We start from the raw sequence: 25,207 nt of genomic DNA, 5'->3' as shown, positions 1-25,207 counted from the left end.
ATGGTATATTAGAAATATTTGAAAAAGCTGCCCCTATAGAATTTGCCTGAACCATATTACCTATAAATCCTAAGGCTAATATTATAGTTATAGAGAAAAAACTAGCTAAAAATTTACTTTTAAGTCCTTTGCTTATATAATAGGCTGGGCCTCCTGTCACTTCTCCATTAACTTTTTCTTTAAAAATTTGTGCTAAAACCGCTTCTCCAAAAATAGTTGCCATTCCTAAAAATGCACTAATCCACATCCAAAAAATTGCTCCAGGTCCTCCTGATACTATAGCTGTTGCTGCTCCGGCTAAATTTCCAGTACCTACTTGAGCCGCCACTGCTGTTGCTAATGATTGAAATGAACTCATTCCATCTTTACCTGCTTTTTTCCCTTTTAAACTTATACCTCCAAAGGCTTTTTTGAAGGACTCTTTGAATTTAGATACTTGAACAAATTTTAGAGACACAGTAAATATAATTCCTGTTCCACACAACAAAAAAATCAGTATATAATTCCACAGTACATTGTTTATTCCTTTGACTGCATTTAAAAGATCCATATATACTCCTCCTTGTAAATTAAATACACACATTACATATATATTCCATATAATCATATTAATTCCTGCCTGTGCGTTACATTTTTAACATATTTCTTTAAAAATATATTATAATATGCTAATCATAAAATATAATATAGTTTTACCCTTTATATCTTCATTAAAAAATATTTTATCATTATATATTAACTTACTTTAGTTTTTTATTATATTTACATCATTTTACTGTGTTAATATATAACAAAAAGCTAGAACTAAAATTTCACATCAAAGTTCTAGCTTTTTATTATTTTTTATAATTTTAAATCTCCATAATTATAGGTAAAACTATTGGTCTTCTCTTTGTTTTTTCATATAAATATTTTTCTACAGATTTTTTAATATTTGATTTCAATACATACCATTCAATTATTTTATTTTCTAAACAATTTTCTAGTTCCTCTTTTACTATTTCTTTTACTTCATTTATTAAGGCTTCTGATTCTTTTACATATATGAATCCCCTTGTTATTACATCCGGTCCTGCTATTACGCTGTAGGATTCTTTTTCTAGAGTTACTACTATAGTTAACATACCATCCTGTGCTAAATACCTTCTATCTCTGAGCACTATATTACCTACATCACCTACACCTATGCCATCCACAAATATGGATCCTGTACGAACCTTTCCTGATACTTTTGCTTCCTCATGTGATATTTCTAAAACTTGACCTGTTTCTAAAGAGAAGATATTCTCTCTTTCCATGCCTAACTCCATGGCTAAATCCACATGTCGTTTTAGGTGCCTATATTCTCCATGTACTGGCATAAAATATTTAGGATGCACTAATGTATGAATTAATTTTAATTCTTCCTCATAAGCATGACCAGATACATGTACCTCTTCTAATGCTTCATATATTACATCTGCGCCCTTTTTAAATAACTCATTTATTACTCTAGATATAAGTTTTTCATTCCCTGGAATTGGTGATGCAGAAATAATAAATAAATCCTTTGGCTCTATAGCTATTTTCCTATGATTAGAATAAGCTATTCTTGCAAGAGCTGCCATAGGTTCTCCTTGACTTCCAGTAGTTATTATGGTTATTTGTTCGTTAGGATAATTTTTCATTTCATCTACAGTTATCAAATAAGTTTCTGGTATATGAAGATATCCTAAATCCATAGCTACCTTAGATATATTTTCCATACTTCTCCCGCTAAAGGCTACTTTTCTTCCATACTCTATAGATGCATCTATTATTTGTTGCATTCTATGTATGTTTGAAGCAAAAGTTGCTACAATAACTCTTCCTTTAGCATTTGAAAAAATTTTAGTTAAAGTTTCTCCTATGGATTTTTCTGAAATTGTGTGTCCCTTACGCTGCACGTTTGTACTATCAGCCATAAGAAGCAATACTCCTTTTTTACCCAATTCAGCAATACGATGGAAATCCATTACTAATCCATCAATAGGTGTGTAATCTATTTTAAAATCACCGGTATGTAATATAACTCCCACCGGTGTATGAATAGCTATAGAACAAGAATCCGCTATGCTATGGGTATTTCTTATAAATTCCACCTTTAAATTTTTTAGTTCTACTATATCTCCTGCTTCCACCTTATTAAGCTCACAATCTGAGAGCATATTATGTTCTCTTAGTTTATTTTCTACTATACCTAAGGTTAATGCAGTACCATAAACAGGTCTATTTAATTGTTGCAAAATATAAGGTAAAGATCCTATATGGTCTTCATGTCCATGAGTTAAAAAAATGGCTTTTACTTTATCTTTATTATTTAAAAGATATGTTATATCTGGAATAACCAAATCTACACCATACATCTCCTCGTCTGGGAAAGATATACCACAGTCTATAATAACTATTTCATTTTCATATTCAAAAGCAGTTATATTTTTACCAATTTCTCCAAGTCCACCTAAAGGAATAATCTTTATACTATCTTTATTACTCATTTCATACCCTCCTCTTTCAGTATTTATAAATTTTTTATATGTTGTACTTATTATATTATTTTGCTCTTTAAATTAATAAAATTAACTAAAGAAGTAATGCTTATTATAAAATTTTTCATTTATCTTATTTTGGCTACTCTAAGCTAAATTAATTCCCTTTATTTATATTTTTAAAATTTTATCATTATTATTCTTTACCTAATCATACCATTGTTAATACATAATCCATATATATTATAATAAGCTTTAATAATATTTTTACATATTATTAAAAATGAAGTGTATTTTACTATACTTTATAATAAAAATTTTAATGCTAAACCTTAATAAATATAAGTAAGGGTATCTCTTAATAGATTTAATTTTAATATAGCAAAGATAAAAGTTTATGAAGTGTATTTTTTATCTTTATGCTGTTAAATTTAAATCCATTTTTTGAGATACCCTCTTATTATATATTTACTCTAAATTATTTGTTTTCTCCAAAGACTTTTTCATAGTCTTTCATAAATTTTTCAATTCCTATATCAGTTAATGCATGCTTTGACATTTGAATTATAACTTTGTATGGTATTGTAGCTATATGAGATCCTGCCATTGCAGCTTCCAATACATGCATAGGTGTTCTTATACTGGCTGAAATTATTTCTGTTTTTATTCCATGAATTTTAAACATATCAGCTATTTGTTCTACAACTTCAATACCTGGATTCCCTATATCATCCAATCTTCCTAAAAAAGGACTTACATAGGTAGCTCCTGCTCTAGCTGCTAATAAAGCCTGCATTGATGAAAATATTAAGGTTACATTTGTTTTTATTCCCTCTTTAGATAGAACGCTAACTGCTTTTAACCCTTCTTCGCACATGGGTATTTTTATAACTATGTTTTTATGCAATTTGGATAGCTCTCTTCCTTCTTCTATCATTTTCTTATGTTCTAAACTTATAACTTCTGCACTTATGGGACCATCTACTATACTACAAATTTCTTCTACTACTTCTTTTAAATCTCTTCCTTCTTTTGCTATTAATGAAGGATTTGTTGTAACTCCTGACAAAACTCCTAATTGGCTTGCTTTTCTTATCTCTTCTACATTGGCCGTATCTATAAATATTTTCATTTTGTCATCTCCTTTAAATATTTCATGTAGATTACACTACAATAATTATATTTATTTTATTATTATATTTCTTATTATACATTTTCTCTCATAAAGTTCAAAATTCATTTTATTCCTTCTAATTTAATTTTTTACCAATTTCTTTTATTGTCTGAATATTTATAACTCTTTCTTCATATTAATCAATTCTTTAAATAAAATCTATATAAATACATGGTCAAAGCCTATTTTAAAATCTAAATAATATAATCTACAAAAACTATTACTATATATTTAATTTCTAGCAAAAGGATTATGTGATTATAATATTAATTAATTATCACATAATCCTTTCTATTTACACATTTAATATAATCTTACCTGTTCTATTTCTAAGTTAAGTTACTTATTTTTTATACATTTTAGTTTACTCTTTGTGCTTTACTTTTTTCCTCTTTTCTTTAATCCAAGTCCTAGTCCACTAATTATGACCCCTAATGACCCTAATAGACCTGAGTTAATAGGTGATCCTGTTTTAGGTAAAACTTTTCCTGTAGCTTTCCCTTCTTCCTTTCCCCCATCTGCTAGTGAATTTATCTTTACAAGCTTATCCTCTTTTTTAAAATTTTCACTATTGCTTTCATCCTTTTCTGAAGCTATATTATTATATTCCTTTATAGATTTTAAGCTATTTTTATCAGGAACTATTCTAAAGGAAACTCTGGAATTATCCATTGGAACTACATTCATAGTTAATTTTATTTTTGAATCTAAGCTGTTTATTGGGAATTTTATTCTACTAATTTCTTCTCCATTATTATTCTTTATCTTCTCTATTACTGTAGGTGTTATTTCTTTTCCATCCACTGTAGCTGTTATATTTTTCATCCAATCTGTTCTGTTTAAAGTTACTATAAGATATTTTTTTGCATCTTTAACTTCATAATTTATATCTTTCACATATTGAGCTGACATAGATGGATCATCACTATTTTCTTTTAGAATTTTTGCCTTCAAACTATATAATCCATCTTTTTCTTCTTTCGATATTGGTTTTGTTTCCGGTTTTTGTTCTGCTTTGGTTTCTGACTTCCCTTCATCTGGTTTTGTATCTGATTTGTTTTCTGGCTTTTCTGTATCTGGTTTAGTTTCTGGCTTTTGTTCTGGTTTTGTATCTGATAATTTTAATGTATCCTCCTTTAATTTAACACCAAAATTAACATCTTTATTCATTTCATCAATATATGTTTTCACTTGTATATCAGAATCTAAACTAGGTACTTCAAATTTAATTGTACTAATCTTACTGCTATTATTATTTGTAGCTACTGGTAAGGCTGAAGCTAAGTATTTTCCCTTATTATTATTAAGTGTACTTATTTTAACAGGTTTACCATCTACAAACACAACTAAATTTTTAGCATATTTTTCATTAGATAGTTTTAAGACTATAAATATTTTTTTATCTTGAGCTTTAACTTCAGTATCTATTTTTAAATACTTTTGGATTTCTTCAGATTCCTTTGCATCAGGAGCTACTATTGAATTTTCAACTTTATATACTCCATTTTCTAAATCTTTTTTATTGTCTGGTTTCACTTCTGGCTTTTCTTCTGGTTTTGTTTCTGGTGTTACTGAATTTGAATTTACTATTCTAAACCCTACTGTTGCATTACCCATTGGTACTACATTCATATGTAGCATAACCTGTGAATTTTCACTATTTACCTCAAATGTTAAATCAGCATTTTCACCGGATTGTTTTTTATCATAACTTACACTTTGTCCATCTACTGATACTTGTATATTTTTCATCCAATCTACTTTGTTTAATGTTATTGTAAAAAACCTTTTACCATCCTTTTCCGTATAAGTAACATTTTTATTTAAATATTGTCCTGCCATAGATGGCTCATTTGAGTCTTCTTTTAAAACTACTACATTTATTTGTTTTTTTGTTTCTGGCTTTGTTTCAGGTTTTGTCTCCGGTTTAGTTTCTGGCTTTGTTTCAGGTTTTGTCTCCGGTTTAGTCTCTGGTTTTATCTCTGGTTTTGTCTCCGGCTTAGTCTCTGGTTTAGTCTCTGGTTTTGTCTCCGGTTTAGTTTCTGGTTTAGTTTCTGGTTTTGTCTCCGGTTTTGTTTCTGGAGTTTCTTCTTTATATTCCTGTATTAATTTAACTGTATCTTTTTCTGGAACTATTCTAAACCCTACTCTAACATTTCCCATTGGTACTACATCCATGTTTATCATTACTTTTGAATCTAAACTTCCAATTTCAAATGCTATTTTCCCTTTTTCTTCCTCACCATTTCTTTCAATAGTTTCGACTGTTGGATTAATTTCTTTTCCATCTACTGTAGCTGTTATATTTTTCATCCAATCAGTTCTTTTTAGTGTTAATACAAAATATTTTTTACCTTCTTTTATTTCGTAATTTATTTTTTCTAAATAACTGCCTGCCATAGATTCTTCATCATTTTTTTCCTGTAATGTTTTTACTGTTAATTCATATAATCCGCTTTTCCCTATTTCTTCTGGCTTCACTTCAGGTTTTGTTTCTGGCTTAGTATCAAGTTTTTCCTCTGGATTTATTTCTGGCTTAGTGTCAGGTTTTTCTTCCGGATTTGTTTCTGGCTTAGTGTTAGGTTCTTCTTCCGGACTTGTTTCTAGTTTAGTATGAACTTTTTCTTCTGGATTTGTTTCTGGCTTGGTATCAGGCTTTGTTTCAGGAATTTCTTCTTTGTATTCCTCTATTAATTTAACTGCATCTTTTTCTGGTACTATCCTAAAACCTACTTTAGCATTCCCCATTGGTACTACATTCATATTTAACATTATTTTTGAATCTAAACTTCCAATTTCAAATCTTATTTTTCCTTTTTGTTCGCCTTTATCATTTTTTTCAATAGTTTCAACTGGTAGATTAATTTCATTTCCATCCACGGTAGCTGTTATATTTTTCATCCAATCAGTTCTATTTAATGTTAATATAAAATATTTTTTTCCATCTCTTATTTCATAGTTTACTCTTTCTAAATAACCACCTGCCATAGATGTTTCATCATTATTTTCTTTTAATGTTTTTACTGTTACTTCATATAATCCACTTTTCTCTTTGTTTTTATTAACATTTTGTACTGCGGCTTTTACTACATCATTCCCTTGAGCATATACTGGCATTGAAACAATTGGACTACCTAAAACTCCAATATTAGTTAAGAATACTAATGTTGCAACTCTTTTAGATAAACTTTTATTCATTGTTTTACCCCCTATTAATTAAATTTTATTTATATTATTAAACTTTTACATTTATAAATTTTCATATATTGATAAATATTATTGTGCTTTAATCATTTAAAATAGACTTATTAAAACCTAATTATTGATATTGATTTTCTTTATCAATACCATTTTAAAAAAATATTTTTATGCTCAATAATATCTATATATCAATATAAAACTAATATTTACACATCATAATGTACTACTTCTTCATTTCCGCTTTAACTATTAATCTTTTTTTACCCTTATCTGTACAAGTTACTATAGTCATACTTTTTTTATTTTCATCCTGATCTAATACACCTATTTCTGATGGTTCCACAACAAATTTTTTAGTTATAATATAGTCATATTCTCCCGTTAATGTTTTTATCTTAATTTCATCTTTTATATTTACCTTATAAAGCTCATTTAAAATTTCATTGTAAATAGTACTACTATGCCCTGCTATAGAAAAGTTACCATTAATTCCCGGCATAGCTGTATCTTTAAAATGTCCTAAATAATATCTTAAATCATCCATATTAGTTCCTTCAACAATTATAGATTGCAAACTTATAGAAGGTATCTCCATTATAGCTATTTTATCTCCATCACCATTTGTATATTTTATTGTCTTTCTTTTTTGTTTCCCATAATTCTTGTCATGATTTTTGTCATCATTTTTGCTGTTTTCCAAAGCTATATCATTATTAAACTCCTTTATAAGTTGGGCTTCCTTGTTTTTAGAATACATTCTTATACCTAAAGAACTGACCATTAGTACTAATCCAATTATTATAAATAGGCTTGATATAATATTTCTCTTCATACTTATTTACTCCTTATTTATTTGTAATTTATTAATGAATTTTCTTAGGAATAAAAATAAGTTTTTCTCCAAATTGATTTTTCAATATATTCATATCTACGCTATAAACATCTCTTATTAATTTTTTATTTAAAATTTCTTCTGGTTTCCCTAAAGCTTGTATTTCTCCATTTTTTAAAACTAAAACTCTGTTACTATATTTTGCTGCTTGATTTAAATCGTGAAGTACCATTACAACTGTTAATTTTAAATTTTCATTTAGCTGCCTTACTAATTCTAAAATTTCTATTTGATTATTTATATCTAAATAAGTTGTTGGCTCATCTAACAATAGAACTTTTGGTTTTTGTGCAAGGGCCATAGCTAGCCAAGTCCTTTGTCTTTCTCCTCCTGATACACTAGTAATTTTTTTATTTTCCATATGTTTAAGATTTGTATTTTCTAATGCCCAATCAATTATTTCTTCATCATCTTTATTTAAACTTTCAAACCATGCTTTATGAGGGTTTCTACCAAAGCCTACTATCCTTCTTATAGTCATATCCTTTGGAGCACTATTATGTTGAGAAAGACAAGCCATTTCTTTAGCTATATCTTTATTACTCATATCCCAAAGCAACTTTCCATCTAGATGGATGATGCCTTCCATAGGCTTTAATAACCTTCCTATAGCCTTTAGCACTGTAGATTTTCCTGAACCATTAGGTCCTATTATAGTAAGCATGTCTCCTTTGTCTACCTGTAAATTGAAATTTTTAACTATAACTTTATTACTATAACCTATGGTAAAATCCTGTATATTAATCATCACTCTTACGCCTCCTTAATAGGAATAAGAAAAATGGTCCACCTATCATAGCCATTATTACTCCGACTGGTAACTCTATGGGCCTTGCTATATATCTTGCCATAGTGTCTGCTAAAAGTAATAAAATAGCTCCCAATATAGCACTCATTGGTATTAAATATTTATAATCATACCCTATTACTAATCTGCATATATGAGGAATAATAAGTCCTAAAAAACCAATGATACCCACTATTGAAGTGCTTATACCTGCCAAAAATACTGCAACTAAAGATATAAACATTCTAGTTTTATTAACATCTGCCCCTAAATTAGTAGCCACATCATCTCCTAATGCTAAAAGATTGGCACCTTTTATACAAAATAGCGATAATATTATACCTAATATACTATAAGGTACAAGATACTTAACTTCATTCCATCCTCTATAGGCTAAACTTCCATTTATCCATAAAAGCATGCCCTGAATTTTATCACTATTTAAAATAGATAATAGTGAAGTAGCTCCTAAAAATATAGCATTTACAGCTACTCCTGCCAAAATTATTCTTAAAGAATTTAATCCATTATCCCAGGAAAGGGCAAAAACCATAATACAAGCTAACATCGCTCCTAAAAAAGCCATTAAAGGTAATATTTTATAAAACTGTGGAAAATAAATCATTACTATAATAGCCACTAAACTTGCTCCTGAAGACACTCCTGTGATTCCTGGATCTGCTAATGGATTTCTCATAACAGATTGCAAAAGGGCTCCAGATATAGATAAAGATGCTCCCACAAATATTGCTATAATTATTCTAGGTAATCTCATATCCATAACTATGCTAGAATTTATTTCATTGCCTTTACCTAAAAATATATTTACTATATCTTTAACATGTATGTCTGTGCTTCCTACCCCAATAGTTAAAGCAGCTAAAACTATTAGTAGTATAAAAGATAAAATTATCATCATTATCTTAGTTTTATTCTTCATATTTTTCATATATTTCACCATTTCTATAGTTATTTATATAAATAATCCTTCATTTTTTCTAAAGAATCTGCTATTTTTATATCTCCTGTAACTCCAAAAAATTTAGGATCCAAATCATATACTTTATTTTCTTTAACAGCTTTAAACTTCTTCCATTGAGGGTTAGTCTCAAATTCTTTTTCTGTTTGCTTTTTAGCTTCATCTATATATCCATGATACATCCTAAAAATAACATCTGGATTTTCCTTTAATGCAGCCTCTAAAGAAAATGGTACATATTGACCCTTAAGATTTGCTTTATTTGCTATATTTTCTCCACCTAGTTTATTAATAAGACTTCCCGTAAATGAATTTTCACTGGCTAGCATAAAGTGTCCTGGTGCTCCAAACAGAATCATAACCTTTACCTTTTTATTTTTATCCACATCTTTCATTACTTCTTTTTCTTTTCTTTCTATTTCTTCAACTAAATTTTTACCATTTTGTTCTTTCCCATATTTCTTAGATTTTTCTAGTATAGTTTTTTTCACTGAATCATAGGAATCCAGATTGCAATATTCTGTATTTATACCACTAGCTTTAAGCTTATCTCCTATCATCTCCTCTAAAGCACCTGATGTAATATATACATCTGACTTTAAACTCTTAACTTTTTCTAAATCAGGGTTCATTGGTAACCCGACTTCTGGCAACACTTTTATTTTATCTGATATTTCATATTGAGTACTTGCTCTTCCTACCATTTTAATATCTAATTTTGATAACATTTCTGCCACAGCCACACTACCAGCTACAATTCTTATATTTTTTCCTTCTTTAGCTGATATATTATTAGAACTTGTCTTATCTACCTTTGAATTTCCACAAGCAATAAGAGAAAGACACAGTATAGTGCACGTAATTAAAGATAAAAATTTTTTCATAAACTATTCCTCCTATTTATTATAGGACTTGATTTTAAGAAAACAGATTTTTTATATTCAGTTTAAACTCTTAAAATTTATTTTCTCTTTTTCAATAACCCTGCTCCCAACAAAGTACTTAATCCACCCATTAATAATAAACTGCCATTGGAAATTGGGAAACCTGTTTGGGGTAATTCTTTTTCAGCATTACTACTTTTACTGCTTTTATTATTATCATCATCCTTCTTTGAACTTTCCTTAGGACTTTCTCCAGATATTTTTTTAATATCATCATTAAGGACGATTCTAAAAGCTACATCTGCATTATCCATTGGAACTACATTCATTCTAATTTTAATATTAGGTTTTTTATTTGGTATTTGAAATTTTATTGCAGCTACTTTACCTTCATTATCTTGACTCGCATGTTCATATTGAACTGATGCATCATCTACTAAAACTTTGATATTTTTCATCCAATCATTTCTTAAAACTTTAAAAGTAAAATACATATTTCCACCTTGTACCTCTAAGACTCCATTGCTATCAACGTATTGTCCTGCCATAGATAATTCCGCACCTTTTTCTTTTAATGTTTGAAAACTTACACTGTATTTCCCATCTTCAAGTCCATCTTTTTGAGCTAATAATACTATATTTTTATTGCTGTGTACTTGTCCATGATTATTATTTATATCTGTAGCTAAAACTGAACTTGAAGATATTAATATGCCTGTTGATATGGCACCAGCTAATGTTAATTTTATAAATTTATTTTTCATACTTACTTCCTCCTTATTAATCTTTAAATTAAACTAAAATTAATTTATTTAATTTTAGAAATTTTAATTAAAAATATAAAAACTTTAAAATTATGATATTATTAACAATTTATATATATTTTAGAATTATAACCACCTCATTCCATTTAATGAACCTTATTCATTATAACACTGCATTTATATTTTTTCAACGGTTATTGATTTTCATTTTCAACTAAATAATGCGATTTTCATATTATTTATGAACTTTTTTCTAATGAAATCAAGTTATTTTACAAATTATCTATTATATATAAGTTAAATTTAATGTTAATTTATACTAATTACTAAAGAATCTATTTAATTATATATTGAAATTATCAGTTAATATTATTTATCACTCATTTATTATTAAAAATTAAACCCCTTACTTATTTAATTTTCAATTAAATAAGTAAGGGGTTTAATTTTTATCTATGTATAAAGATATTTTTTATAAATTTACAGTAAAAATATTTTAATCACTATTATCTTTTATTAATATTTTTGTATAGAAAGTACATCTTCAATTCTTTCTAGAGAATATTCATATGCATCATAAACTCCTTTATTATAAATCTCTGGCGCTAGTTCTTCCAAAAAAAAATCTAAAATCATACCCGCAGCTAAGTCTCCTAACTCTTCCTCTCTTTCATTATAAAAATATTCTTTTATGGAATCTATCATCACTTTCTTCTTTTGTTTATCTATTACAATAACATTTTTTTTCTTCAAAAATACACCTCCAATTAATATCTTCAAAAACATTGTACCATCTTATTTTTTATTAGTCTAAAATATGTTAGATAAAATATTAGTATGTTCTATAAATATCTTAATACCTATAAATATTAGCACAATACCACCTAAAATTTCTGCTCTCTTTTTTAATAGCTCTCCACACTTTTTACCTATCATAACTCCAATAAAACATATAACAAAGGTTATAATACCTATAATACTTATGGTACTTATTATTGAAACCTTTAAAAATGCAAAACTTACTCCTACAGCTAATGCATCTATACTAGTAGCTATAGCAAGAAAGGTAAGAGTTTTATTATTTAAACATTTTTTTTCTCCTTCCGAATAGTCACAGGCAATTTCATCCTTATGATCTTTACTCTTCTTAACACTATCATATATCATTTTTCCTCCAATAATAGAAAGTAGTATAAGAGCTATCCAATGATCTAATGCTGCTATATAACTTTCAAATTTTATTCCTACAGACCATCCTATTAAAGGCATCAGTGCTTGGAATCCTCCAAAAAATAATCCTATCCTTATTCCCTCCGAGACTGTAACCTTACTTATCATAGCTCCATTTGTTATAGACACTGCAAAAGCATCCATGGACAAACCTATGCTAATTAATATTATACTAACTAAGTCCATTATGTTTCCTCCTTAACATAATTTATAAAATATAAATTCTATGCAATAAAAAAGACTCCATGCATAGCTAAAAGCTATACATGAGTCTCATTATTCAAGACAAGCCAGACTTTTACAAGTCAATATGTTGACTTTGCCACACAATATTTTAATATTGTGCCAATTACTCCCTCATAATAGTTACTTAAAATTTATATTTGTTAACTCTAATTATATGATATATTAAAGTATAAGGTCAAGAAATTTTAAATTCTAAAAATGCATCCACTATTGTTTAAAACTATTAACTACATAAGTTTCAGAGAATTTTTCATAAAACATTCTTTTCTCTTTATTAAATAAACCTTTTATAATCATTATCCCTATTATAGCAAGAATAATGAAATAAATTAGAACTACAGCAACTAAAACATATCCTTCAAAATTTAATTTAGCTACATAGTTAAATACTGTCAAAATTATTAACCATAAATATCTTTTTAAAACTTGCATTAATGTTAATCTATTCTTATTTTCATTTATAACTCTTATCTTCACCAGCTTTTTACCTATTGTATAACCATTAGTTATATATATAATTAAAACTATATACAATATAAAAATAAAGGAAGTTATTTTATCATTTTTTAGTACCGAAAATAGTATATTTATTATAAATGAATCTATAAAGAAAGCTATAGCCCTTCTAGTATAAGATATTTTTAATTTATAATCATATTTATTATCTATTTTATTAACATCAGGAAGTATATTACCTACTATAGGCACTAAGTAATATCCCATTATACCACCAGAAGTGTTTAATATAAGGTCATCTACATCAAATAATCTATATGCATATTTATATATACCAAATATTCCTGTTAATTGTGTTACTTCAAAAAATAAAGAAGTACAAAATACGATCATCAGTGTTTTCTTAAAACTTTTCTTATATGCATATTTTAAGAAAAAACCTAAAGGTGTTAATAATATTATATTAAAGGAAACTTGCCAAAATCCTCTATTTTTTAGTGCTGCAAAAATAGGTTTATATCCACTATTTATGAGAGATTTATATTCTCTTATAAAATCTCCTATAAAATTGAATGGTTGTAATTGGGGCCTAACTATAAATTCAGGAACATAATCTTGAGGTGGTAAAGGCAATATTACTAAATAAAAAGCTGAAATTATATAGAAAATAAAAGCTACATGCATAAATGATCTATACTTACTTATAAATCCATGTTTTCTATATTGAAAAATACAATATGGAATAAAAGCCATATAAATTAAAATAGGTACTGTTAAAACTGCAACCTTTATAGGAAATACGTATATTTCCACAATTAACACCTCTTTTCATTAAAATTATATATATAATATTTTTATAATTTTAATTTAGATAAAGCCTCTGCTAAAGCCGAATTTATTGGTTCATCATTTTCTTTTTGCATTTTTTTCATATATTTATCCACATCTCTTTTATTTAATTTCCCTTGATTGTTTCTATATTTTTTATTAAAAGAAGAAAGTTTTTCTCTAAAACTACATCTTGTGCATACATAGATTTGACCCTGTCCCTCTCCTCTAAGTTCTAATTTCACATGACACTGAGGACATCTTACATTGGTAAATCTGCTTACATTTTCTCTATAACCACATTCTCTATCCTGGCACACATTCATAATTCCATTTTTGCCCTTAACTTCTAACATATATTTCCCACATTGTGGACATTTTTTACCGGTTAAATTATCATGAACAAATTTATCCTTGCTATTTTTTACGTCCTCTACAAGTTTTGTAGAATAGTCTCTCATTTTATTTATAAATATCTGTCCTCTTAATTTACCTTTACTAATGGAATCTAATTCTCTTTCCCATTTTGCTGTTAAAAGTGGTGACTTTAAGTCCTCCGGTACTAAATCTATAACTTGTTTTCCCTTTGAAGTTGGAACTATTTCTTTTCCTTTTTTTTCTATATAAAAAGTGTTATATAATTTTTCAATTATATCTGCTCTAGTAGCAACAGTTCCAAGTCCACCAGTCTCTCCTAAGGTTTTAGAACTTTCTTTATCTAAATTAATATATCTTTGGGGGTTTTCCATAGCAGATAATAAAGTGCCCTCATTAAATCTAGCTGGTGGCTTTGTTTGACCTTTGTTTATTTTAAAGTTTGAAAATCCTATACTATCTCCCTTATTAACCTTAGGAAGAGTTTGATCTTTTATATCATCACTGTCTGAGTTATTATCTTTATCATCAAATTCCGCTCTATCATAAACTGCTTTCCATCCCTTTGATTTTATAACTTTTCCCTTTGCTATAAATTTTTCACCCATAACCTCTGCTTTAATGGTAGTTTGAATATATTCAAAAGGTGGTAACATAACCGATAAAAATCTTTTAATAACTAAATCATAAATATTTCTTTCTTCACTACTTAAGTTACCTAATCTAGGTTTTTCTTCTGTAGGAATTATAGCATGGTGATCTGAAACCTTACTATCATCTACAAAGCCTTTATGAGCTTTAATATTTCCCTTTAATATTTCATTTGCAAACCTACTGTAATTACCAATGGATATAGCCTTTAATCTATCTGGTATTGTAGCTACAATATCCTTTGAAATATATCTAGAATCTGTTCTTGGATAAGTTAAAATTTTGTGATTCTCATATAATCTTTGCATTATAGATAGGGTTTGTTTTGCTGAATATCCAAATATTCTATTAGCATCCCTTTGAAGCTCTGTTAAATCATAAAGAGCTGGAGCATATTTCTTTTTATTGCTTTCTGTTACCTCTATTATTTTACCATCTTTACCTGTAATCTTTGAAACTACTTTTTTAACTAAATCTTCATTAAAGGTATTAAATCCACCTTTGACATTTTCCCAATGCATTGTAAATCCTTTAGTCTTACCTTCTATAGTATAATAATCCCTAGGTTTAAAATTCTTTATTTCTTCTTCTCTTTGAACTATCATAGCTAGTGTAGGAGTTTGAACTCTTCCTGCTGAAAGTTGAGCATTGTATCTACAAGTCAAAGCTCTTGTAACGTTAAGTCCTACAATCCAATCTGCTTCTGATCTACACACTGCTGAACGATATAAATTTTCATAATTTTTTCCTGGTTTTAAATTTCTAAACCCATCTAAAATAGCTTTATCTGTTTGTGAAGAAATCCAAAGACGTTTTATAGGCTTTTTAAAACCTACTTTATCAATTATCCATCTGGCTACAAGCTCTCCTTCTCTTCCTGCATCTGTAGCTATAACAAGTTCTTCTACATCTTTTCTTATCATTACCTTTCTAACTTCACTAAAATGCTTTGAAGTCTTCTTTATAACTGTAGTTTTCATTTTTTTAGGTAGCATTGGAAGAGTATCCATGCTCCATTTTTTATATTTTTCATCGTAACTTTCAGGATCAGATAAAGTTATTAAATGCCCTAAAGCCCAAGTTACAATATATTTATTTCCTTCTAAATAACCATTACCCTTTTTATTGCATTTTAAAACCTTAGCTAAATCTCTTCCTACACTAGGTTTTTCTGCTAAAACTAATACTTTTCCCATAAATAATTATCGTCCTTCCATAAATAATTCCTTTTTTAATAAAAAATAAGGATAGATATACTTACTACCCTTACATTACATATATATAATTATATATTAAATTCAAAGTAAAGTTATATATTACATAATATATCTTAATATTTTTATACATCCATAATAAAACTTACTTAACTATATTTTCTTTGTTGATTAACTATTTAATTGTTATTACTCCATTATAAACTAAATATTTAATTAATACAAAATATTTAACAATATATAAAAAATTTCACATGAAAATTATACATCTAAAAGAATATACATTGTAAAAAGGGCTAAAGGAAAATCCAGTAGAAAGCTTCTTAATACTTGCTACTGAATTTAAATAATTTTATAGCTTATTATTTTTAATATTCAGTTTTATCTCTATCCTTACTCCAATATTCAAAAGCTTTTAAAGAAGATTTTTTATCAACTGCTCCTAGATCAAGTATATTTTTATCTTTGCAACCTTCTTTTAAAAATTTTAATATGTGCTCATCTCTAAAACCAATATCTCTAGCATCTTCTACTGTACATCCATAATATACTTTTGATATATTTGCCCAAATAATTGCAGACATACACATAGGACAAGGCTCCGATGTTGTATATAATTCACATCCACTTAAATCAAATGTATTAAGTTTTTTACAGGCTTCTCTTATCGCATTTACTTCACCATGGGCAGTGGGATCATTATCTCCTATTACAGTATTATGAGCTACTGCTATTACTTGTCCAGCCTTAACTATTGCAGACCCAAAAGGACCTCCTTCATGATTTTTCATACCTTCCATACAACTTTTTACACATAAATCCATTATTTCATTTTTATCCATATCAATAACCTCTTAAAATTATTTAATAATTAAACTATACAACTTAATATTATACTTTTAAAATCTTCTTGTCAAAAAATTCCTTAGAGTAATTATTATATTATAAACTTAAAAATTATTTTCTTTTTAAAATAGCCTTTTTAGTGGCATTAAATATTTTCTTATATCCAGTACACCTACATAAATGACCTGATATTTCTCTTTTTATTTGCTCATCAGTATAGTCTTTTCCGCTTTCTACTAAAGCTGTTGTTGTTAAGACTAAACCTGGTGTACAGAACCCACATTGTACAGCTCCTTCATCTATAAAAGCTTTTTGAACATCTGAAAGCTCACCATTTTTTTCTACACCCTCAATAGTTTTTATTGTTTTCCCATCAGCCCAAGCCGCTAAGTAAATACATGAGTCTGTTGGGACACCATCTATTAAAACAGTACATGCTCCACATTCTCCTACACAACATCCTTGTTTAACTCCTGTTAAATGCAATCTACTTCTTAACACTTCTGATAAAGATTCTCTAATATCTATTTCTACTTCATACTTTTTATCATTTACTATAAATTTTATTTTACTTTTTAAACTCATATATATTCCCCATCCTTCTCACTGTATAATACTACTTTATATCTTCATCATTTTCTCAAAACTCTCTAATCTTTTAATAGATTCTTTAATTCCCCTATAAGTTAATTCTTCTATTAAATGTTCTTTAAACTCCTTTGATGCATTCCAAAAATCTATTGCTCTTGAAGATTTTAAAGCTAATTTTCCTATTAATCTTATATTTTCATCAGTAATTTTCATATATTTCCCCTCTGCTTCAGCTATTTCACACCTTATAGGCATTGGGCCTGATACCCCTAACGCTATTCTTAAATCTTCAAACTTTTTATCCTTAACTTCTACAAGTACAGCAACTCCCATTAAAGCTATATCCATTGCATTTCTACTAGCAAATTTAATATAATTTCCATACTTATTTTCATAATCTTTTTTTTGAATAATTATACTAATTAATATCTCATCTTTTTTGATGCTAACCTTTCCAGGCCCTGTATAAAAATCTTTTATTTTAACTATTCTCTCGCCATTTCTAGACTTAAGCTTTAATTTACTATTTAATGCAAATAATGATGGTGCACTATCTCCTGATACAGCTCCATTACAAATATTTCCTCCAATGGTTGCCATATTTCTAATTTGAGGTCCTCCCATAGAAACTGCTGCTTCTGCTAGTATAGAAATATTTTTATTTACTATATCATTTCTAAATATTTCTGAAAAAGTTGCCATAGCACCTATTTCTATTGAATCATCCTCAATTACTTTTATTTCATTTAACCCTTCTATTTTTCTAATACTTATTAAATTTAAAGAATTAAATCTTTCTTCATGAAGTTTTACAAGTATATCGGTACCTCCAGCTATTACTGTTAAATTATCATGTTCTGATAATAATTCTAATGCCTCCTCTAATGTTTTAGGTTCTAGAATTTCATTTATGTCATACATATTATTCCGCCTCCTATATAAGTCCAACCTTTCTAAATTTTTCAAAAACAGTTTGAGCATCCATTGGCAATTTGTTAAATGCTACTCCTGTTGCATTTAATACAGCATTACGTATAGCTGGTGCTGGAGAAATTGTTGTATTTTCACCTAAAGATTTTTGTCCATAACTAGATGTTGGATCATAAGTATTTACAAATTCACATTTCATATTTGGAGTATCCATAATAGTTTGAAGCTTATAATGTAAAAGATTATTATTTATTATAGATCCTGTTTTTTCATCTATTATAAATTTTTCTGATAAGGCAAATCCTAAGGCCATACTAACACCACCGTGTACTTGTCCTTCTGCTAACTTTTTGTTTAAAATTTTTCCTGAATCATGTATGTTATAAATATCTAAAACTTTTATTTTTCCTGTTTTTATATCAACTTCAACTTCTACAAAGGTTGCCCCATAAGCTATAGCATTATTTTTAACCTTTACAGTTAAATCACTTGTTATAGGTGCATATTTTTCTCTATTGTAATATGCTTCCATTGCAATTTCTTCTAAAGTATAAAGTTCTCTCTTTAATCCTTTTTCTATTACCTTTGCATCTACAATATCTAAAAGCTCTTCATCTAACCCACACTTATCACTAGCAATTTCTAGAACCTTTCTTTTTACTTCTGTTGCTGCTTTTTTTATAGCTTGACCTGCTATAAAAGATTGTCTTGATGCATAAGAACCTGTATCAAAGGGAGTAATATCTGTATCTTGCTGGGATACTATTGTTACCATATCAAATGGTATTCCAATAGTTTCTGCTGCCATTTGACTAAATACTGTATCACTACCCTGACCTATTTCTGTAGCCCCTACTTGAACTTGAACTGAGCCATCTTGATTCATTACTATTCTTGTTCCTGCTGCTTCAAGTGATACTGGCCAAGTTCCTGAAAAATAACTGAAACAAGCCATTCCAACTCCTCTTCTTATAGAACCATTTTGATTTTTATATAATTGTCTTTTTCTATCCCAATCTATTAATGCTCTACCTCTTTTTAAACATTCTGGTAATCCAAAGGTTCTAACTACAAGTCCTGATGCCTTGTCTATATGACCTTTTTTTATAAAACTATTAAGTCTGAAATCTACAGGATCTATATTTAAATCCTTACATATATCATCAATCATAGATTCTATAACAAAACACATTTGTGGTATACCATATGCTCTCATTGCACCTGCCACTGGAAGATTAGTATATATAGTTTTTGGGCGATACTTTTCTGCCTTTATATCATAAAGGGGTCTAATTTTACTTCCTGCACTCATAGCAATTGAATGTCCATGGGATGCATAAGCTCCATTATTTACAAAGTTCTCTATATCATAGGCTTCTATTTTATTATCTTTTGATAAAGCCATTTTAATATTTACTCGCATTGCATGTCTTGTTCTAGTTGCAACAATTGCCTCTTCTCTACTTAATTGTAACCTTACACATCTTCCATTAACTGCAAGAGACATTATAGCTGTAAGTGGCTCTATTATAACATCCTGTTTTCCTCCAAAACCTCCACCAACATAAGGCTTTATTACTCTTATTTTTCCAATAGGTAAATTACAAGCTTTTGAAACTATCCTTCGTACAATATGTGGTATTTGTGTTGATGTTATAATAAGCATTCTACCTTTCTCATCAATCTTTGCCATAGCATTATGAGTTTCCATTTGACAATGTTGTACTATTTGAGTTTCATATTGGCCTTTATAAATTTTATCTGCATTTTTAAATACTTCCTCTGGATCTCCAACTGTTATACCAAAATCACTAACTATATTATTAGGTCTTTCATCATGAATGACAGGAGCTCCCTCTTTTATTGCTTCTTCTTGATCGATTACAAAAGGTAAAACTTCATATTCTACTTTTATTAATTTTAAGGCTTCTTTAGCTATAAGCTCATCATTTGCAACAACTGCTGCAACTGCATCTCCAACAAAACGTGCTTTATCTGTAAGTAATGAATAATCTTCTATATCTCTATGACTTGGATCTAATGAATATGGATGCCCTGCCGTAGGAAACTTTGTATTTGGTACATTTTTATATGTTAATACAGCTTCAACACCTTCTAAATCTTCAGCTTCTTTAGTGTCTATATTTTTTACTTTTGCATGAGCATAAGGACTTCTTAAAACCATTCCTATAAGTGAGTCAGGTTCAAAATAATCTGAACAATACTTAGCTTTACCTGTAACTTTAGCTACTGCATCTACCCTATTTACGCTTTTTCCAATTAAATCATAAGAATCTTCCATATATAGTTCCCCCCTTTAACACTTTATTTCCTATAATAGCTACATATATTATTTATTTTATGATTTCTTTTTTTCTTTTACTTCTCTTTTATACTTACTAGATATAAGCAAAACTATTAATGCTAAAACTACATTTAACCATTGAGTTATCTGTATAAATATGTTCACTTTATTTATAGTTAAATTTATTGCTATACATGCAACTCCTACTGTTAATATAGCCCAGTATTGAAGACTTATCCCCTCTGCATTTTTTAATTTTAATAATTTATATATTTGTGGAAAAAATGAATATATCAAAGTAAAACTTCCCAGAGCTTGAGCAATATTCCCCCAAAAATGTAAATCAGTCATAATTAACATCTCCTATACTCAAATCTATTAAATTTATTTATGCTTTTCTTCTTTTTCACTAAAATAAACTATTAATGCAGTAGTTAAAATAGCAAATATAACATTTATAGATTGAATAATTAATTGCACCTTTGGGACTTCACATATAAATTGATTTATGCATATACAAGCTATACCAAAAGTCATTATTATCCAGTACTGTATACTATTATTTCCTGTACTCTTAGTTTTTAATATAGTATAGATTTGTGGTAGGAAAGAATATAATACTAAAACTCCACCTATAATATTTATGATTGTTCCAAATTTTATTAAACCACTCATAGCACCCTTATCTTTAAAATTAAAAACTAAAAAATTTTTAGTTTTAATATTTTAAAAATAAGTCCCTCCCTTATTTTATTGATTCCTATTTTTTCTTTAATATCTATTAAGTTTCTAGAGATTTTATTATTAAATTAATATTTATTCCTCCTTTTCTTTAATATAAATATTTTTAATTACTTATACATAGATGCAAAAACTATACCAAAATACAATAAAAAAATAGTGATTTATATATATTTTTTCCAACAAATTTGTATATTTTTCCTGAAGAATATTATTAAACGTCTATATTTCAAGAAATATTTCTACTGTAAAACATTGCTAATTCACTCTATATAAAGGAATGTTTTTATTATAATGATAAATCACATATCATTTTGATAAATAATAAAATCCCTTTTAATTTAATATTTTTCCTTTTAATTTATCATTTTGATAAATTAAAATAACTATATATAATTAGAGCAAAATGCTAGTATATAACCATTTTTATAATAATTTTATAATATTCAATTAAGTTTTATGAAATATTTTTATTTTCCTTTCACTATAGTAATTCAAAATAGTACTTCAAAACTTGATTGTTAATATATATATTTAAGTATTAAAATTTATCAATATGATAACATTTCAATTAACTCTACCACTTTAAAATATATTTACTATGTTTTAAAGGGTAGTTTAATGGAATTATAAATAAAAAAGTTAAAAGACTTATTATAAATCTCTTAACCTCTAATATAATTACTTTTTTAGTTTCTCTTTTTCTCATTTTAGGTAATATAACCATTTATAAGATTTTATTTTACTTTAGATAATTATTTTAAGTTTTTATTAATATGCTTTTATTATTTTATAAAATTCTTTTAATTCAATTTTTATAATTTCACCTAAATTATGCCATCTTATTCTCCTTATTGCACCTTCCAATGCATAAAGCGTATTTATACATATATCATTATCTAAACCTTTCAAAATCATTAAAGTCTCTTTGCTACCTAGTTCTTTTAATTTTTCTTCAGAATCAATCCCCACATTATTTAATCTTTTTTTGGAATATATAAAATTATTTTTTGGAGTTTATAGCTTTTTATTATTCTATTTCATATTTTTATATTTTAATGAAAATATTCTGTTAAATAATTTAGCTTATACAGAGTAAACTAGTAATGCAACATAATTATTTTATAAAGTGAAAGGAACTGAAATTTATGTATTTATTATATTTTATTTTAATTTTAATAATAATTCTTTTGTTATTATTATTACTTATTCCTCTAAACATAAATTTATATATAAATTCTGAGCAAATTGATAATTCTTATATAGATTTTTCTTGGTTATATCCTTTTTTAAATATTAAATTAATTGTTAATGACGATGATATTTTTATAAAAATCTATATTTTTAAAAAAAGCTTAAAAATTAAACAAATACAATTTAGTAATATTAAGTCTAAATATACTATTAAAGATAGAGTGAATATTCTTAAAAGTTTAGATTTAGATTATCTTTATTTAGATACTTATTATGGATTTAATGATCCTTTAATTACTGGAATATTGTGTGGATTTATAAATTTAATACCTAATCATTTGGATAAAAATGAAATATATAACAATCCTAATTTTATGGTGGATGATTCTTACTTTACTGCAAAGGCATTTGTAAAAATAAATATATTTTACGCTATCATAAAAATTTTAAAATCTTATATTAAAAATTATAATAAAAAACTTTCCTATAAATATAGGTAAAAAATAAGGAGGATTTAATAATGAACAATAATAAATGTTTTGATGAAAATATGAATGCTGTTTTTACTAAGGTGGAGGACTATATAAAACATGAAAACCTTTTAGGTGCTCCTGTTTCTGTTGAAAATAAAACATTAGTACCTATAGTTTCTGTAACTTTAGGTTATGGTAGTGGAAATCATTCCCCAAAAATGAATCAAAATACAACAGATTCTTCTCCTGCTTTAGGATTAGGTGCTAGAGTATGTACTGATGCTATAATGGTTATGGATAATGATTCTGTATCTATGTTACCAGTTTCTCAGAAAAACAATATGGATAAAATTATAAATAAAATACCTGAAATGGTTACTAATTTAAAACAAAATATGGGACAAAATAATCAACAAGCTGGATCTCAAAATACAGCTGCCTCTCAAGCAACATCAACAAATGCTCCTCAGGCAACATCAACAGCTTCTTCTCAGTCAACATCAACAAAGGCATCAACAGCTTATAGTGGTCAAAACACTAAAAAGAACTAACTTTTAAAGTTGGCATCAGATTAAAATTTAAATTATTATATTTAAATTTACAATTAAATAAGTAAAGGCTATGAATTTAGAAATATAATATTCCAAATTCATAGCTTTTTAGTTTAAAAATTAAATTTATATCTTAGTAAATTTAATAGAGCTTTATTTTAGTATATTAATAATTATTTTTTAATATATTAAAATTTCACTACTCTTTTAAATTTAGAAATTATTATAACAACTTTTAAAGTTATTATAACTATTATAGTAATTTTTTATTTTATCATAATTTTTCATAACAAAAGACATTACTACTAATATATAATCTCCTGTTGCATGAATTCTAAACTTTATGTTAATATTAAAAATGCCTATATTATCCTATAGGATTTAATGTATAATTAATATAATATATTCATAAGAAAGGATTGATCTTATGGCAAAGAAACATAAAAAAAAGACTTTATTTAGAATACTATTATCTACATTAGCTATTGGTTCCATTTTTTTAGCTTCTAACTCTAAAGAAAATTCTTGCAATGATAATGATTCAAAGAATGAATATAAGGAAAGCTCTATGGATGATGAATATGATCAATGTAATGCTTAGCAAAATTTAAAATAAACCCCCTTGTACTTATTTTACTATCAGGGGGTTTTATACTTTATTTTTTATTATATTTTTTTATTTGATTACATATGGAATAAAAAGCTTTTTTATCTCTTCTATCTAAAGCCTCATCAAGAAAGGCATATAATGCCTGTAGATATACATTGTTTTTTTCTCTTTGACTTAACGCATATTCTTTATTCACTTCTTTTTTAAGATTTTTATTACTTTCTTTACTATAGCTTTTACTAGTAACTTTATCTAAAGGATTTGTTAAATAATCTAATCTATTAATTACATTTCTTTCATAATATATGTTTTCCATAACCCTTATATAATAAGATAATTCCTCTTTATTTAATATAAAAAATACTCTAGTTTTACTATTATCTTCAGAAGCCAGCTTCACATAATCCTCTCCTATTAAAGATATGCATATTTCTCCCTGATCTTTAATTAAAAAATAATGTATAATATCCGATTGTTTATTAACAGTTCTCTTTAAAACATTATAAAAATTTTTGAGAAAATGAATATACAATCTTAGATCTTCCTTAAACATATAAAACTTATTTTCTATTAATTTGCCTTTATATGTTCTTCCAAAATAAAAATCAAAATAGCTTTCTCCTGTTATATATTTATGATAATATACTTTTATTTTGTCTGTAAATTTATTTAATGATCTAGCTGTTGTCACCTCTGTACAATAAGTTAGCTTATTGAGCTCATCTTCAAATATCTCCATATATTTAACTTCCATGATACTCTTATACCTCTCCCTATT

At 27.1% G+C, this 25,207-nt stretch carries 23 protein-coding genes; 2 read left to right on the top strand and 21 right to left on the bottom strand.

Going from position 1 to position 25,207, the window contains the following annotated elements; translation table 11 throughout:
* The 20 genes from ACYUEW_RS14960 to ACYUEW_RS14865 all read right to left on the bottom strand — a co-directional run.
* The coding region (locus tag ACYUEW_RS14960) for an alanine:cation symporter family protein (RefSeq protein ID WP_460277105.1) at window positions 1-550 on the bottom strand (550 nt) is incomplete at its 3' end.
* Window positions 551-851: 301 nt separating this feature from the next.
* Window positions 852-2,516, bottom strand: a complete 1,665-nt coding sequence (locus tag ACYUEW_RS14955; protein ID WP_043031780.1) for a ribonuclease J — start codon at window positions 2,514-2,516, stop codon at window positions 852-854.
* A 469-nt stretch (window positions 2,517-2,985) separates the two neighbouring features.
* Window positions 2,986-3,639, bottom strand: coding sequence for a fructose-6-phosphate aldolase (gene fsa, locus ACYUEW_RS14950; protein ID WP_003486915.1), 654 nt, complete (start codon window positions 3,637-3,639; stop codon window positions 2,986-2,988).
* A 420-nt stretch (window positions 3,640-4,059) separates the two neighbouring features.
* Window positions 4,060-6,879: an NEAT domain-containing protein gene (locus ACYUEW_RS14945; protein WP_460277102.1), complete on the bottom strand. Its 2,820-nt coding sequence runs from the start codon at window positions 6,877-6,879 to the stop codon at window positions 4,060-4,062.
* 226 nt (window positions 6,880-7,105) lie between these two features.
* Window positions 7,106-7,714, bottom strand: a complete 609-nt coding sequence (locus ACYUEW_RS14940; RefSeq protein ID WP_061327945.1) for a class D sortase — start codon at window positions 7,712-7,714, stop codon at window positions 7,106-7,108.
* Window positions 7,715-7,745: 31 nt separating this feature from the next.
* Window positions 7,746-8,522, bottom strand: coding sequence for an ABC transporter ATP-binding protein (locus ACYUEW_RS14935; RefSeq protein WP_003486924.1), 777 nt, complete (start codon window positions 8,520-8,522; stop codon window positions 7,746-7,748).
* Window positions 8,515-9,522 (bottom strand): FecCD family ABC transporter permease, encoded by a 1,008-nt coding sequence (locus ACYUEW_RS14930; RefSeq protein WP_043031776.1) that lies wholly within the window; start codon window positions 9,520-9,522, stop codon window positions 8,515-8,517. The genes ACYUEW_RS14935 and ACYUEW_RS14930 overlap by 8 nt, the downstream gene beginning before the upstream one ends.
* Window positions 9,523-9,530: 8 nt before the next feature.
* The gene (gene isdE / locus ACYUEW_RS14925) at window positions 9,531-10,424 is read right to left on the bottom strand and encodes a heme ABC transporter substrate-binding protein IsdE (RefSeq protein WP_003486929.1); all 894 of its coding nucleotides are present in this window, start codon (window positions 10,422-10,424) and stop codon (window positions 9,531-9,533) included.
* Between the two features lie 77 nt (window positions 10,425-10,501).
* On the bottom strand, window positions 10,502-11,188 hold the full coding sequence (locus ACYUEW_RS14920; RefSeq protein ID WP_003486931.1) for an NEAT domain-containing protein: 687 nt from the start codon (window positions 11,186-11,188) through the stop codon (window positions 10,502-10,504).
* A gap of 516 nt (window positions 11,189-11,704) precedes the next feature.
* A complete protein-coding gene (locus tag ACYUEW_RS14915; protein ID WP_003362989.1) occupies window positions 11,705-11,941 on the bottom strand; it encodes a DUF2164 domain-containing protein in 237 nt (78 codons plus the stop codon).
* 57 nt (window positions 11,942-11,998) lie between these two features.
* Window positions 11,999-12,604 carry a manganese efflux pump MntP gene (locus ACYUEW_RS14910; protein ID WP_042385272.1) on the bottom strand — a complete coding sequence of 202 codons (606 nt, stop codon included), beginning with the start codon at window positions 12,602-12,604 and terminating at the stop codon, window positions 11,999-12,001.
* A 267-nt stretch (window positions 12,605-12,871) separates the two neighbouring features.
* On the bottom strand, window positions 12,872-13,933 hold the full coding sequence (locus ACYUEW_RS14905) for a VanZ family protein (protein WP_460277097.1): 1,062 nt from the start codon (window positions 13,931-13,933) through the stop codon (window positions 12,872-12,874).
* Window positions 13,934-13,974: 41 nt separating this feature from the next.
* The gene (locus tag ACYUEW_RS14900) at window positions 13,975-16,170 is read right to left on the bottom strand and encodes a DNA topoisomerase III (protein ID WP_460277095.1); all 2,196 of its coding nucleotides are present in this window, start codon (window positions 16,168-16,170) and stop codon (window positions 13,975-13,977) included.
* Window positions 16,171-16,556: 386 nt separating this feature from the next.
* Window positions 16,557-17,030: a nucleoside deaminase gene (locus tag ACYUEW_RS14895; protein ID WP_106574385.1), complete on the bottom strand. Its 474-nt coding sequence runs from the start codon at window positions 17,028-17,030 to the stop codon at window positions 16,557-16,559.
* Between the two features lie 115 nt (window positions 17,031-17,145).
* Window positions 17,146-17,619 carry a xanthine dehydrogenase subunit XdhC gene (gene xdhC / locus ACYUEW_RS14890; RefSeq protein ID WP_460277092.1) on the bottom strand — a complete coding sequence of 158 codons (474 nt, stop codon included), beginning with the start codon at window positions 17,617-17,619 and terminating at the stop codon, window positions 17,146-17,148.
* Window positions 17,620-17,655: 36 nt separating this feature from the next.
* On the bottom strand, window positions 17,656-18,546 hold the full coding sequence (gene xdhB, locus ACYUEW_RS14885; RefSeq protein ID WP_460277090.1) for a xanthine dehydrogenase FAD-binding subunit XdhB: 891 nt from the start codon (window positions 18,544-18,546) through the stop codon (window positions 17,656-17,658).
* Between the two features lie 13 nt (window positions 18,547-18,559).
* Complete coding sequence (gene xdhA / locus ACYUEW_RS14880; RefSeq protein ID WP_257411707.1) at window positions 18,560-20,857, bottom strand: xanthine dehydrogenase molybdenum-binding subunit XdhA; 2,298 nt, start codon at window positions 20,855-20,857, stop codon at window positions 18,560-18,562.
* 57 nt (window positions 20,858-20,914) lie between these two features.
* Window positions 20,915-21,211 (bottom strand): PQ-loop repeat-containing protein, encoded by a 297-nt coding sequence (locus ACYUEW_RS14875; protein WP_045519599.1) that lies wholly within the window; start codon window positions 21,209-21,211, stop codon window positions 20,915-20,917.
* A 33-nt stretch (window positions 21,212-21,244) separates the two neighbouring features.
* Window positions 21,245-21,535 (bottom strand): PQ-loop domain-containing transporter, encoded by a 291-nt coding sequence (locus ACYUEW_RS14870; RefSeq protein WP_045519596.1) that lies wholly within the window; start codon window positions 21,533-21,535, stop codon window positions 21,245-21,247.
* Between the two features lie 837 nt (window positions 21,536-22,372).
* Window positions 22,373-22,600: a TfoX/Sxy family protein gene (locus ACYUEW_RS14865; RefSeq protein WP_257411732.1), complete on the bottom strand. Its 228-nt coding sequence runs from the start codon at window positions 22,598-22,600 to the stop codon at window positions 22,373-22,375.
* Between the two features lie 715 nt (window positions 22,601-23,315).
* On the opposite strand from ACYUEW_RS14865, the gene ACYUEW_RS14860 reads away from it, so the two are divergent.
* Both ACYUEW_RS14860 and ACYUEW_RS14855 read left to right on the top strand, forming a co-directional pair.
* Window positions 23,316-23,819 carry a GerW family sporulation protein gene (locus ACYUEW_RS14860; RefSeq protein ID WP_045898251.1) on the top strand — a complete coding sequence of 168 codons (504 nt, stop codon included), beginning with the start codon at window positions 23,316-23,318 and terminating at the stop codon, window positions 23,817-23,819.
* Window positions 23,820-24,246: 427 nt separating this feature from the next.
* Window positions 24,247-24,420, top strand: a complete 174-nt coding sequence (locus ACYUEW_RS14855; protein ID WP_003490466.1) for a hypothetical protein — start codon at window positions 24,247-24,249, stop codon at window positions 24,418-24,420.
* 55 nt (window positions 24,421-24,475) lie between these two features.
* On the opposite strand, the gene ACYUEW_RS14850 is transcribed toward ACYUEW_RS14855, so the two are convergent.
* Window positions 24,476-25,183 carry a hypothetical protein gene (locus ACYUEW_RS14850; RefSeq protein ID WP_043031769.1) on the bottom strand — a complete coding sequence of 236 codons (708 nt, stop codon included), beginning with the start codon at window positions 25,181-25,183 and terminating at the stop codon, window positions 24,476-24,478.
* Window positions 25,184-25,207: the final 24 nt, after the last annotated feature.

It is taken from the genome of Clostridium sp. CTA-1, assembly GCF_054768215.1.
Note: the sequence above shows the minus strand (reverse complement) of the source record. Positions and strands in the feature narration are given on the sequence as shown.

Bases quoted from the DNA above. Each gene is read 5' to 3' on its own strand.
- ACYUEW_RS14910 (WP_042385272.1), bottom strand. From the start codon at position 12,604: ATGGACTTAGTTAGTATAATATTAATTAGCATAGGTTTGTCCATGGAT.
- ACYUEW_RS14945 (WP_460277102.1), bottom strand. From the start codon at position 6,879: ATGAATAAAAGTTTATCTAAAAGAGTTGCAACATTAGTATTCTTAACT.
- ACYUEW_RS14855 (WP_003490466.1), top strand. From the start codon at position 24,247: ATGGCAAAGAAACATAAAAAAAAGACTTTATTTAGAATACTATTATCT.
- ACYUEW_RS14920 (WP_003486931.1), bottom strand. From the start codon at position 11,188: ATGAAAAATAAATTTATAAAATTAACATTAGCTGGTGCCATATCAACA.
- isdE (WP_003486929.1), bottom strand. From the start codon at position 10,424: ATGAAAAAATTTTTATCTTTAATTACGTGCACTATACTGTGTCTTTCT.
- xdhC (WP_460277092.1), bottom strand. From the start codon at position 17,619: ATGAGTTTAAAAAGTAAAATAAAATTTATAGTAAATGATAAAAAGTAT.
- ACYUEW_RS14870 (WP_045519596.1), bottom strand. From the start codon at position 21,535: ATGAGTGGTTTAATAAAATTTGGAACAATCATAAATATTATAGGTGGA.
- xdhB (WP_460277090.1), bottom strand. From the start codon at position 18,546: ATGTATGACATAAATGAAATTCTAGAACCTAAAACATTAGAGGAGGCA.
- ACYUEW_RS14955 (WP_043031780.1), bottom strand. From the start codon at position 2,516: ATGAGTAATAAAGATAGTATAAAGATTATTCCTTTAGGTGGACTTGGA.
- ACYUEW_RS14935 (WP_003486924.1), bottom strand. From the start codon at position 8,522: ATGATTAATATACAGGATTTTACCATAGGTTATAGTAATAAAGTTATA.
- ACYUEW_RS14860 (WP_045898251.1), top strand. From the start codon at position 23,316: ATGAACAATAATAAATGTTTTGATGAAAATATGAATGCTGTTTTTACT.
- ACYUEW_RS14850 (WP_043031769.1), bottom strand. From the start codon at position 25,183: ATGGAAGTTAAATATATGGAGATATTTGAAGATGAGCTCAATAAGCTA.
- ACYUEW_RS14875 (WP_045519599.1), bottom strand. From the start codon at position 21,211: ATGACTGATTTACATTTTTGGGGGAATATTGCTCAAGCTCTGGGAAGT.
- fsa (WP_003486915.1), bottom strand. From the start codon at position 3,639: ATGAAAATATTTATAGATACGGCCAATGTAGAAGAGATAAGAAAAGCA.
- ACYUEW_RS14930 (WP_043031776.1), bottom strand. From the start codon at position 9,522: ATGGTGAAATATATGAAAAATATGAAGAATAAAACTAAGATAATGATG.
- xdhA (WP_257411707.1), bottom strand. From the start codon at position 20,857: ATGGAAGATTCTTATGATTTAATTGGAAAAAGCGTAAATAGGGTAGAT.
- ACYUEW_RS14900 (WP_460277095.1), bottom strand. From the start codon at position 16,170: ATGGGAAAAGTATTAGTTTTAGCAGAAAAACCTAGTGTAGGAAGAGAT.
- ACYUEW_RS14895 (WP_106574385.1), bottom strand. From the start codon at position 17,030: ATGGATAAAAATGAAATAATGGATTTATGTGTAAAAAGTTGTATGGAA.
- ACYUEW_RS14940 (WP_061327945.1), bottom strand. From the start codon at position 7,714: ATGAAGAGAAATATTATATCAAGCCTATTTATAATAATTGGATTAGTA.